The organism is Halodesulfurarchaeum sp., from assembly GCF_036626455.1.
In the GTDB taxonomy this organism is placed as follows: Archaea; Halobacteriota; Halobacteria; order Halobacteriales; family Halobacteriaceae; genus Halodesulfurarchaeum.
In genome coordinates this window covers 67,710-79,127 of sequence record NZ_JAZKRK010000007.1, presented here as the reverse complement: position 1 = coordinate 79,127, position 11,418 = coordinate 67,710, and the positions used below count along the sequence as shown (strand labels likewise).

Annotated in this window: 7 protein-coding genes and 2 pseudogenes; 2 read left to right on the top strand and 7 right to left on the bottom strand. The window is 53.9% G+C overall.

Annotated features, from left to right (window positions below; all coding sequences use genetic code 11):
- Window positions 1-185: pseudogene (locus V5A26_RS04075) on the bottom strand (hypothetical protein); the annotation flags it as partial.
- Between the two features lie 177 nt (window positions 186-362).
- On the opposite strand from V5A26_RS04075, the gene V5A26_RS04070 reads away from it, so the two are divergent.
- Window positions 363-1,382, top strand: coding sequence for an NAD(P)/FAD-dependent oxidoreductase (locus V5A26_RS04070; protein WP_332320833.1), 1,020 nt, complete (start codon window positions 363-365; stop codon window positions 1,380-1,382).
- Window positions 1,383-1,385: 3 nt separating this feature from the next.
- On the opposite strand, the gene V5A26_RS04065 is transcribed toward V5A26_RS04070, so the two are convergent.
- The 5 genes from V5A26_RS04065 to V5A26_RS04045 all read right to left on the bottom strand — a co-directional run bounded on the left by V5A26_RS04065 (window position 1,386) and on the right by V5A26_RS04045 (window position 9,122).
- A complete protein-coding gene (locus V5A26_RS04065; RefSeq protein WP_332322227.1) occupies window positions 1,386-3,581 on the bottom strand; it encodes a thioredoxin domain-containing protein in 2,196 nt (731 codons plus the stop codon).
- 101 nt (window positions 3,582-3,682) lie between these two features.
- On the bottom strand, window positions 3,683-6,103 hold the full coding sequence (locus tag V5A26_RS04060) for a DEAD/DEAH box helicase (protein WP_332320835.1): 2,421 nt from the start codon (window positions 6,101-6,103) through the stop codon (window positions 3,683-3,685).
- 3 nt (window positions 6,104-6,106) lie between these two features.
- Window positions 6,107-7,552, bottom strand: coding sequence for a ribonuclease H-like domain-containing protein (locus V5A26_RS04055; protein ID WP_332320836.1), 1,446 nt, complete (start codon window positions 7,550-7,552; stop codon window positions 6,107-6,109).
- Window positions 7,553-7,704: 152 nt separating this feature from the next.
- Window positions 7,705-7,899, bottom strand: coding sequence for a cold-shock protein (locus V5A26_RS04050; protein WP_260593020.1), 195 nt, complete (start codon window positions 7,897-7,899; stop codon window positions 7,705-7,707).
- Window positions 7,900-8,069: 170 nt separating this feature from the next.
- A complete protein-coding gene (locus V5A26_RS04045) occupies window positions 8,070-9,122 on the bottom strand; it encodes a hypothetical protein (protein ID WP_332320837.1) in 1,053 nt (350 codons plus the stop codon).
- Between the two features lie 304 nt (window positions 9,123-9,426).
- Here V5A26_RS04045 and V5A26_RS04040 point away from each other — a divergent pair, with 304 nt between their 5' ends.
- A complete protein-coding gene (locus tag V5A26_RS04040) occupies window positions 9,427-9,867 on the top strand; it encodes an adenylyltransferase/cytidyltransferase family protein (RefSeq protein ID WP_332320838.1) in 441 nt (146 codons plus the stop codon).
- A gap of 94 nt (window positions 9,868-9,961) precedes the next feature.
- On the opposite strand, the pseudogene V5A26_RS04035 reads toward V5A26_RS04040, so the two are convergent.
- A pseudogene (locus V5A26_RS04035) lies at window positions 9,962-11,217 on the bottom strand (RNA-guided endonuclease InsQ/TnpB family protein).
- Between the last annotated feature and the right edge of the window lie 201 nt (window positions 11,218-11,418).

Here is an 11,418-nt window from a genome sequence, read left to right as displayed (position 1 = left end):
GCAACAGTCCCATAAAGAAGGTGAAGTACCATTCCAGGTTTTTCGAAATCAATCGCTTCCCCGCCACGGAATTTGGCGAGCAGATCTGCTGTTGGTGGCGGTCCACCATCCATTCCCTTCATCACAATACTCATTCCTACTGTTGCTATGAAACCACCTGCCAGACCCGCAATAACTGATGCCATTGTACAATTAGCCCAATCGAGAGTAGTGTACTAAAAAGAGAGGCGGGCGTGGACTGCCAGTACACATTCACCGAACGTTTCCTTAAGCGGGGTGCGTTTGACCGTCCATGACTACAGTACAATCAACCTTGATGAGTGGAGGTAGATATTTGCGAACAGCAATCAAAGGTATTAGTTATGAGTGAATCGATCGAAGCCCACGAGTACGAAGTTGTGGTGGTGGGAGGTGGTCCGGCTGGAATGACTGCAGCCATGTACAGCACGAGGCTAGGTCATGAGACGGCGGTCGTCGACCGGGGAGGGGGTCGAGCAGCAATGATGCAAGAAGTCCATAATCTCTTGGGGGTAAAAGAGGACACAAGTGGTGCAGAATTCCTCGGAATCGGGCGTGAACAACTCGAGGAGTACGGCTGTGACATCCACCGAGATAAGGTATCGTCGTGTTCGAGAGACGAATCAGGCCGGATCAAACTCGCCGGAACAAACGCGACGTATACAACGAAAAAAGTCGTCCTGGCAACCGGCTTTAATGACGTCCGCCCCGATCCACCATTACCCCGAACGGGACGTGGACTCCACTATTGTCTCCATTGTGATGCACATATGTTCGTGGACAAGTCGGTCTACGTCATGGGACATGGTGAAAGTGCAGCCCACGTCGCCGCCCTCATGCTTAACTTCACCGACGAGGTGGATTTACTCACCCGAGAAGCCGATATCAATTGGAGTGACGAAACGGCAACGATGCTCGAGGGCCATCCCATCAATATCATTCGTGAAGATGTTACGGGGGTGCAAAACGGGGACGATGGATGGCTGAAAGCACTCGAATTTGCAGATGGGACCGTTCGCGAGTATAGGGGTGGATTTGCGATGTACGGCGCCGAGTATAACAATGGTCTCGCACGGGAACTCGGCTGTGAAATCAACAAGGATGGATCGATCGAAGTCGGCGATCATGGGAAAACATCCGTTGAAGATGTCTACGCTGTCGGGGATTGCACGCCAGGGCACAATCAGGTACCAGTTGCGCTCGGGCAAGGAGCAAAAGCCGGAATCGACGTTCACTTCCAGCTCAGAGACTTCCCGAGAGATCCCAGCGTGATCGAAGAACAAGGAGCGGTCAGGGCTGATGAAGTCCCGGGTATTCCCGATGAACTGCTCGAACAGGCCGTCGATTTCCACACGTATGGGTGACCGTTACTGAGGATCGTGTAGTTGGAACTCTTCCAGCCAGTGTTCGAGCTCTGCAGTCTCAGTAATCGGTGGTGAACAACTCTGGCGGCAGACGAACGCTGTTGGTTCATCTCTCGCAGCCCGCCCCTCCCAAATCGGGGGGACTGAATCAAGGTTCAGGCGATCGACCCACTTCGAAAGGGTCTCAGAGTCCGGTGGCCGGCGAGTCAGAAGCCGCGTCGGTACATAGTGGTCACTTATTGTTTTTTGCCAATTTTCCGGGATGGCCACAGCGGAAACGGCGACTTCGATATACCCGTTCTGTAACACATCGTTTGTCAGCGCAAGCGTGGCATTTTGGCCTGGGTTTGCACGAAGTTGTTCAGTGTAACCGTCCAGGATTCGGTGAGCGATTGACTCGAACCCGGCCCTCGGATCAAAATGCTCGAGCGCAGCGAAGAGCTCGGCGGTCACGGCGGTACTCGACGGCGTGGATTGACCGCTGACGTTTCTTGGCCGAACTGGGACCGAAGACTGACTTGTGGTGAAATAGAGTGCGGCCTCGGACTCGTCCCAAAATTTGTCTTTGATAGCTCGTCCAAGCTCCAAGGAAAACGTCAACGGTTGAAGAGCCCCGGTCGCGCCGTGAAGGGTTAGGGCTCCGGCCGCGAGGAACGCATAATCGGGAAGGTAGCCGTCATCCATTACGTCACCGTCTTTGTACCGATGAGCAAGGTCGGTCCCGTTCCAGTGATGTTCCCGAATGAATTCGAGGGCACCCTGACCCCGTTCTGCAAGCGCGGGTTGGGTGAGAACAATTGCACCCTCGGCTAACGAATTGATCAATAACCCATTCCAATCCGCGAGGATTTTTTCGTCTCTCGATGGAGTGGGCCGGCTTTCCCGCGCACTACAGACACGCTCAATCGCTTCATCAAGCATCTCTCGAAGTTCATGTTCGGGGGCGTCGAATTGTCCCGCTAACTCATCGAGTGATTTCGCTCGTGTCAGAACGGTTTTGCCTTCGAAATTGCCAGCAGTAGTCACACCAAATCGTTCGTTGAAAATGGTAGCGAGTCGCTCAGGATCAAGAGATTTGTTTGGACCATCCTTTGCAACCATCGCATCTGACACCGTTTCAGGAGTCCAGGTATAATAGGCCCCCTCTAGCTCACTTTGTTTTGACTGTGTTGAGTCAGGTGGTGGACTCCGTGCGTCAAGTGTACTGAAGTATCCCCCGTCGGGATGAGCCATTTCTTGATCCAGAAACGAATACGTTTTTTCAGCAATCTTCGCATAGCGTTGGTTTCCAGTCAATTGAAAGCCAGCAAGCAGAGCCCGGGGAATTTCAGCATTGTCGTACAACATTTTCTCGAAATGGGGGACGGTCCACGTCTGATCGACACAATAACGGTGAAAACCGCCACCGAGCTGATCGTGAAGTCCGCCGGTTATCATTGCGTCAAGAGATTCAGTCAGCACGGCCTGGGAGGTGGGTTTCGTGGACCTGTCCGCCAAACGGGCAAGAACAAGCAGTCGGCCAACCTGTGGGAACTTTTGGTCCCGTCCAAAACCGCCGTGTTTCCGATCAGCCTGTTGAAAGATGGCTTCCCCAGCGTTTTTGAGAACACCCGCTTGTAACGGGTTTTCAGATGGGTTGGGCCCTTGTGACGGTGCCTGGGCTGGTTGTGGGACAGATTCGAGTTCTGATTTCGTTGCGGTGAGCCACTCCTCAGCCCTAGTCTCAAGTTCTGTCCGGTTCGTATCCCAGGTTTCGGTAATGTTCTGAAGGATGTCTCCAAAACCAGGCCGCCCGTGTTTTCGTTCCGGTGGGAAATACGTCCCAACGTAAAACGGGCGTTTGTCGGGCGTGAGCCAAACTGAAAGGGGCCATCCACAGCCCCCTTTTGTTACCAACCTGCACACGGTCATGTAGATGCTATCGATGTCCGGACGTTCCTCCCGATCAACTTTGATCGGAACGAAATTCTCGTTCAATTGCTCCGCGATAGACGGATTCGAGAAGGACTCTTCGGCCATAACATGACACCAGTGACAGGACGAATAGCCGACACTGAGGAAAATCGGGACATCGCGTTCTTTGGCTGCCTCGAGTGCAGACTCATCCCAGGGTTGCCAATGGACCGGGTTGTCCGCATGTTGCACCAGATATGGACTCGCCGCCGATTCGAGTCGGTTGCGATCCGTTGGCATCGTCATAGATGCTTGTTGAGTAGCGACCGATGAAATGGCTCGTATGCCTGCGGATTTCGCTCCTTTCGACCGTTAGAGGGGGCCACGCTGAAAGTTCGTCGGAGTTGTTACCCATCTTCGTTCGTGTCCTCCGTTTTGAGTCGGCGTAGAAACCGGTCGAGAACCAATACTGTCGCCGCCGAGTGTAGATGTCGGTTCTGGTTCCCACATTGGGCGTCCATGATGCATGCTGGGCACCCATTCGTGCCCGTACAATCACATGCTGCCACTCGCTCTTTGGTTCGTTGCACGATGGTTTCGGCATGTTCGTAGATCCGCTTGCTAAATCCGAGTCCACCGTCCACAGCATCGTGTATGAACCAGGTTGGCACTCCTGTCTCAGGATGTCGCGGCGTACTCAGTCCTCCAAGATCGGATTTATCCATACGAAGTTCGAGCGGTGCAAGTTTGATCATCCCATGCTCCGCCCCGTGAAGCCCGCCACCGAAAACGTCCATCAACTCGTTTTCGGTCACTCGTTCCGTTTCGGAGTCCACGAACTGGGACAGCACATCGTTTTGAAGCGATGGTGGTGTTTCGACCCAGACAATATCGGTGTGCAACTCGATTGGGTCCAAGCCCGTTGGTTGAAGTGACGTCTCCAACTCGTCGTCACCAAGTGTCTCTCGGCGATAGTGTGTGTAATGAATCTCGACTGTGCCAGTCCCCCACGAAAGCCGGTAGCCTCCGCCTAACTCTCTGGTGGCTTCGGCGTCGACGTTCCGGACGGTCTTTTCCGATATCGTTTTCGTGTATTCGTTCGTCGCAACCTGTCTGACCGTGATATGCGGATTTGGAACTGCCTCCTTGAACTCCAACACTTCGTATTGAACCCCATTGTTCAGGAACAAGGCTCCTTCGTGGTGATCCCGGTAGGCGCGTTCCTTGTCGAGTGGCGCCATATCGATGTCACAATCCCGGCACCGGACCTCGAATTGAACGTCTGCTGTTCCATACATCGAGACGTCGGCTTGGGGTCGGGGCGATCCCGTATATCGAACACTACGGGGGAGATCTCCCTCCAATTTTCCGGCATCCCGCCACATATCGACAGCGCTGTCAAGTCTGGTTCCGTCGAACCATTTTCGGTCGGATTTGGTCAGGGGATGCTCCTGAGCAGCACATTTGATATGGTCGGCGTACACCGGATTGTTCTCGAGTCTGATGACCGCCTCCTCAATAGGTTCACCGAGCACGTACTCCGGATTATCGAGAATGTATTGGTCTAATGCGTCACGTCTGGCTAAGAACACGGAAAGTGCATCCCGGGTTTCGCGTCCTGAGCGGCCAACCTGCTGCCAGAACGATTGCCGTGTCCCCGGGTATCCCATCAGAACTGTCGCGTCAATCGATCCGATGTCGATGCCCAGTTCGAGAGCGTTCGTCGAGGTGACGCCATCCAAATGCCCTGATTTGAATTGATATTCCGTGTCCCTACGAGTCGCCTTTCCGAGGCCAGCGTGATAGGGCTCGAACCTGATTGTTCCCGTTTTTGGATGTCGATCCGCCGCCTCAGCGGCGTATTTCGCGCCCAGTTCGGCGTTCTTCCGGCTTCTCGTGAAGAGCAAAGTTTGGCGGTCGTTCAATCCGAGGTGGGCCAACATTGTGCCGGCTTCTCGGACTGGATTTGGTTCGGCCTGTTTCACCGCATCATAATCACGGACTGAGTTGAGTTCCGAATCGTCAAATGGAAGTTTCCAAAACGCGATTTCCCGACGGCCCCGGGGGGAGCCGTCCTTGTTCACGACCTGAAAGTCACTCCCTGTCAAACGTGTTGAATGCTCGGCCGGATTTCCGATGGTGGCCGAGGTCGTCACTAGTTGGGGATCGCTACCGTACTGATCGAGTACCCGACGGAGCCGTCGAATGGTCCAGGCGACGTGCATTCCATGAACGCCCGTGTACGTATGAGATTCATCGATCACGAGCAGTTCGCAGTTCGAGTAAAACGAATGCCATTGGGGATGGTATGCGAGATACATGTTCACACCTGCAAAATTCGTGATGATGACGTCTGCAGTCTCCCGAATCCGTTTTCGTCGCCCCGTGGGGGTGTCTCCATCGTACACCCGAACGTCGATTTCGAGCCCAAGTTCCCCAAAGAGATCGGTCAGTTCCGTTTGTTGGTCTCGTGAAAGCGCTTTGGTTGGGTACACAAGGAGTGCAGTGGCTTTGGGATGGTCGAGGTGATTTCTGGCGATTTGGAGTGCATAAACCAATGTTTTGCCGGAATCCGTCGAGGTCGTCAAACAGACGTTCCGATCAGTCGCGAGGCCATCAAGGGCTGCCGCCTGGTGAGAATACAATGCCCCTACTGAAGAAGTTATATCCGACGCCAGTTCCTCTCGCAGCACACTCGCTGGGGCCTCGGACTCTGCGGATTGCGCTTGGAGCCTTGTGACATGTCCCAACGTTCCGTCAGCGTTTGGGACTGTTCGATGTAATTCTTCGGTGGAGAGTACCGACGTATTTGATTGATCTCCGGTCATAATTTACCAATCGGAGAGTGCTCCCTGGGTAGTTGACTCCTCGATTGTGGCCCGTTCATCCGTCTCGGACCCGAATCGACTACTGTCTTCGAGAGCCCTATAAACGGATGCCAGGCGACGAACGTCACCCTCACAATATGACACAAACCGATCCCAGGCCAACTCGGACGCTGGTGATTGGTCGGCCATCCATTGGCTGTAGGCTCTCGCAACGGCCGCCCCTGTAAGATTGTTCTCCATCCCTTCAAAACCCAACGCGTCACTAACGTCTTTCAATTTGTTTGTACGCCCTGGCAAAATCGCGTTGTTCTCTGTAATAGCCCACTGGTAGGGGTCGAATGTATCGATTTCTTGCCAGCGGTTCAAGTAGGAGTGGGCATGTGTAATGAGTTGGTCCCGGAGTACCTGAAAATCGAAGTTTTGCCCGTTGTATGCTACGACAGGGCGTTTCGATCCATGTGATTGGTACCAGTCCAAAAAGTCGATAAGTGCACCACCTGGCTCGTCCGGGTCCCGCTGCAAAAACGAATGGTACGTCCCGTTCGTCGGGGATCCATCGAGCACTCCAATGAGCCAGACGATCCTCGGATCGAGACCGTCAGTCTCAATATCGATGTAAAGAGGATTGCGTCCCGGAAGTGGGTTAGCGGATTTGCGAATCACCCGGTCACCCACGACGGCCGTTGCACTCTGATGAATCTGTTCTGCGGTTGTTCTAGCGAGCCCGTCAATTTCAGCCAGGTTTGTAACAGGTCCGTTAGCGACAGCCGCTCTGGTTTGGAAACCGGCATTCCGCAGCATGTGGGCCCTCTGACTGCCGACGCCATCAAGGGCCTGCAATCCCAGCCTGTTTGGTGATAGCGTCCGCTGTAAAACTTTTCCGTCAGATCGACACCGCAATGAAACGAGATCCGTGCCGTTGACTCCCGCGTCCAAACCGCCTCCAATCACCATTAATTCGTCCCATTCACGCCTATATCCGGCCGGAAGGCGACTCGAAATGTGGACGTAGGAGCCTTCGAGACGATCTGGTTTGAGTGCAGCAACGTACTCCTCGCGGCCGACTAACGATGTAGTCAGTTTCGTTTTATCCACGTCAAGTTCCAAACGGTCGCTGAGGACAAACGTAGGACTCCCAGGATCGAGCGCTGTGGCTTCGAGTTCCTCGATCGATTTCAACTCAGTTAGGTCCGGTGCAAAGACGAAATCAACAGTATCGATTCGGCGGTGGCCACGTAACGGGTGTGGGCCCGCAGCCTGGAACACACTCGTTCCAGACCCGACCAGTTGACTGAGCCGATGGGCCACAGAAGGGGCTGGCTCAGAACCCGAGACGATGACAATTTTGGGATCAAAATATTCGAACCAATCGATAAGTTCCGGTTCACTCGCCCGTCGAAGAAACGTGGGAGACCCAAACGCGATTGGGACAGCCGAGTGAGGATCCATTGCGGATTATCTGTCGTTTGGGCTATCGCTATTTCAGTATACTGCCAGCAGAGTGTAACTGAAACTCGATCATTCCAGCGCTTTCGCTCCGGAAGTTGAGATCGAAAGAACGGAGTTAGTCCAAACGCCGTAAAGCGCGGACGAAACTCGGTTTAGTTACGAACGACGTTCGTCGCGCGCGGCCCTTTGGGGGCCTGTTCGATGTCGAAATCGACGTCCTGTCCTTCTTCGAGGTCCGGGCCGCCAACGTCCTCCATGTGGAAGAAAACGTCTTCGTCCGCGTCCTCAGTCGTAATGAATCCGTAGCCGCCAGTGTCGTTGAAGAAATCAACCTTACCGTTTGCCATTGCAAACAATGATAGGCCAGTCTGCCGGATAACCCTTCCGAGAGTCGTGGTACCACGACGGTTTGATTTGTCACCGTCAAAAAATGTCCTTGTGGGACCAAAACCAAATCCGAATTAATAGACGACAGAAAACAGTATTGACGGACGACCGGACCGTCCTATTCTACGACTTAGTCGTCCTCTTCGTCACCGTCCGAACCCTTCTCGTCGATTTCGTCGTCCCCATCAGTCTCTTCGTTCTCCTCGTCGGTTTCTTCGTCCTCCTCCTCTGTCTCAACGGAATCGTCATATTCGAATTCGTATGCTAACTCCGCTTCTCCATATTCGGATTCGATCTCAATCTCCACCTCATCAGCATCTTTGGGGATCGTCACCGTAATTGTCCCGTCAGCCGACGTCTGACCAACCGTTTCGTCATTTACCGTTACCGTTGCATTTTCGACTGCCGTTCCATTGCTTGTTGCGGTAATGGTGACGCCTTCACCACTCGCGATCGTGCCGTCAACAGCGAGTGCGATCGGGTCACCAACAGTTCCTTCGTCCATCTCTTCATCGCTTTCCTCTGCAAACTCGACTTCGTATTCGCCGGAATGTTCGTACTCAGCTTCCAGTTCGAATTCGTCGCTCTCGGCGGGAACGGAGACCTCGAGAGTACCATTCCCATCGGTCGTGCCAGCCTCGTCACCGTTGACTGAGACCTCTGCTCCGTACAGTGGGGTGTCATTGACCGTAGCCAAAACGGTAACCGACTCGTTGGCCGTTACGTTCCCAAGCGTGCTCAGTTCGATCTGGTTGTCTTCAGACTCGTCCCCTTCTTCATCGTCACTCCTATTGTTTTCTGCCTCTTCTGCCGCGGAGAGCAGGATTTCTCGCTCACCTTCGAAATCAGGCTCGATCTCCACTTCGAACTCATCATCTTCTGGAACCTCGACATCGAGCATGCCAGATTCGTCCGTTTCCCCAACGTACTCGCCGTTCATTTCTACGGGCGCGTGGGGCACCGGTTCGTCCTGGTAGGTCGCCGTCAACGTGACCGATTCACCAGGCTCAACTGGTCCTTCGACGCTAATATTTATCTCACCGTCTCCATTATCCGCCCACTGAGGCGGGGCCGTTTGGAGGGGGTTCTCTGCGACTTGGACTGCGCCGACGCCACCCGCTCCGAGAGCAAGTACCGAAAGCGCAATTGCGGCGATTTGATGGGGCGACATTGTATCGTACATTCTTGACAAGGAGGTTGTATCGTATAAACGGGTCACTCGTTGGCTCCGATTTTAACCGATTTTGGCCTATTTAAGTCCACGTGGGCCAGTTTAGCGGAGCTAGCAGAGAACGTGGATTTGACTGGCAATAGTCGGTGTTCTGAGTTGGTCGAGTAATCGGTACGCTTGTAACCGCCCAGAAACAAGCGAGGCCAATGACTGCTGGTACGGGTGGACGAATTTTGGGATCGGTTCGAAACTGGCGCAACATGAAGGGGGAGAGAACCGACAAAATTGACAACCAGTGGATGCATCAGTTGAGAGCATGACCCGTGTCGTCGCTCAAGGGACCTTTGACCTCCTTCACCCTGGTCATATTCACTATTTAACGGAAGCCACAGCAATGGGGGACGAACTCCACGTCATCATTGCTCGCCGGTCAAACGTCACCCACAAAGAGCCACCAATTCTGCCGAATCAACAACGTCGAAACGTCATCGCCGCTCTGGAAATGGTCGACGCTGCACATGTCGGCGACGAGTCCGATATTTTCGCTCCGATCGAGATGCTTGATCCGGACGTCATCGCTTTGGGATACGATCAACATCACGACGTGGCTTCGATCGAGCAGGCTCTCGAAGACCGTGGCATTAACTGTCGCGTTGAACGTGTGTCCGGGCGAGAGCCACAGTTTAAAGGAGAAATTTTGTCGACTGGCGACATTATCGACCGGATCATCGATCATCGAACATCGGACGAAGATTGACATCCTCCTCCTCCTGAAGGTGGAGGAATCCCAAGTCAAGCAAATCGAAGATTTGCGTACCTCGCAAACCTCCGGTTTGCTCAGCGTTGGGATGTTACGGTTTGCAGTCTCCCTGCTCTCTCGGTGAGAACCGTCCGCTCTCGCGGTCGAACAGGAAAACTCCGGGCTGTGCCAACCAGCCGTTACTCATATCCCCGGTCGGGGGACTCTGAGTTATCTTTCTGCGGATGTTCACTGCACCGTTCACGTCTGCATTCATCGTGGTCTCACACGAATTACAAACGTACAGCCCACGCTCCACGCGATTACTGTCCCGAATCTGCCCACAACACGAACACGTCCTACTTGTGTTTTCCTCGTCCCCGCGGTCAACAACGATGCCGTTTTCTTCAGCCTTGTATTCGAGCAGACGGGCGAATTGGTCGAACTCCCATCCGTGCAATTTCTTGTTCCCCGACTAACCCCAATTCCGCGAGTCGCCATTCTCGTCTCCACGGATGTCGCTGAGGTCGCTAACCGCTATCTTCTCCACACCTTCTTCTACACACCGTTGAACGATGTGTTTCGAGAGCGTGTGGAGGAAGTGGTCTTTGCGTCGGGAGAGTTTCTGACGAGTCTTCAACCCACGCTTTGACGGCCCGTTCTCGCCTTCGGTCTGATACTCCTTGCGGGTGAAATAGTGCTTGTCCTGCTTCAGCACGTTCCCCGGATACAGCTCCGATGGCCCATCCTCGTAGTCGATGGCAAGGTAGTTGCTGATGCCGAGGTCTATCCCCGCCGTCTTGTCGCCGGGTGCGTTTTCGACTGGAATCTCTTTCTTGCAGACGAGGTGAAGTTCCCATTCGTCATCGTTCCAGACGGCACGCACCTGCTGGATGGTCTCGACTTCGACGGCGGGACGGGTTTCGTACTCGGCGAGGATAAAATCAGACCAAGACTCCTTGAGGGTGAAGCCTTTCGAGAGGCGGACGCGGTTGTGTTTGTCGTCGTGTTTGATTCCTTTTGCTTCCACGTCACGATGGAGCGTGGGTGGTCGGCGCCACGTTTCCGGTAGCCCGGAGGGTTGTTACCGGCGTCGGAGTTGTCCCACCCGTTGAACGCTTCAGCAAGTTCTTCGAGAACTCGCTGACTTGACTGAGAATGGAGGTCACTGTAGCATTCGTGATCTTTCAACTCTGATTTCAACTCGGCTTTGTCGGGTATCTCGCCGTCTTCATCCCATCGTTGTTGGATGTAGTAGCGTCCGACGTTCCACAGTTTGGATGCTGAGAATCCGCACTGGTCGAGGTCGTCACGAACCCGACTGTGGTTTGTGATACGTGCGACGTAGGTGCGGGTTGTCTCTAGCATCGGACTGTTGCTATAACCAGTTATGAGAAAATAGGTATTAAAAGGGGTGTTTGGGCGTGGCATATCCGGGTGTTGATACTGACGCTGGTCTGTGGAGTGGGTTGTCGGATTCATCCCGCGTTCACAAGAGCTCCGCTCTTGTGCAGCCCGCCAGAATGCGAAGCATTCTGGTGACGCCTCAAGGCGCGGGTATTCTCCTCG

Bases quoted from the DNA above. Each gene is read 5' to 3' on its own strand.
- V5A26_RS04060 (WP_332320835.1), bottom strand. From the start codon at position 6,103: ATGACCGGAGATCAATCAAATACGTCGGTACTCTCCACCGAAGAATTA.
- V5A26_RS04055 (WP_332320836.1), bottom strand. From the start codon at position 7,552: ATGGATCCTCACTCGGCTGTCCCAATCGCGTTTGGGTCTCCCACGTTT.
- V5A26_RS04040 (WP_332320838.1), top strand. From the start codon at position 9,427: ATGACCCGTGTCGTCGCTCAAGGGACCTTTGACCTCCTTCACCCTGGT.
- V5A26_RS04070 (WP_332320833.1), top strand. From the start codon at position 363: ATGAGTGAATCGATCGAAGCCCACGAGTACGAAGTTGTGGTGGTGGGA.
- V5A26_RS04065 (WP_332322227.1), bottom strand. From the start codon at position 3,581: ATGACGATGCCAACGGATCGCAACCGACTCGAATCGGCGGCGAGTCCA.
- V5A26_RS04050 (WP_260593020.1), bottom strand. From the start codon at position 7,899: ATGGCAAACGGTAAGGTTGATTTCTTCAACGACACTGGCGGCTACGGA.
- V5A26_RS04045 (WP_332320837.1), bottom strand. From the start codon at position 9,122: ATGTACGATACAATGTCGCCCCATCAAATCGCCGCAATTGCGCTTTCG.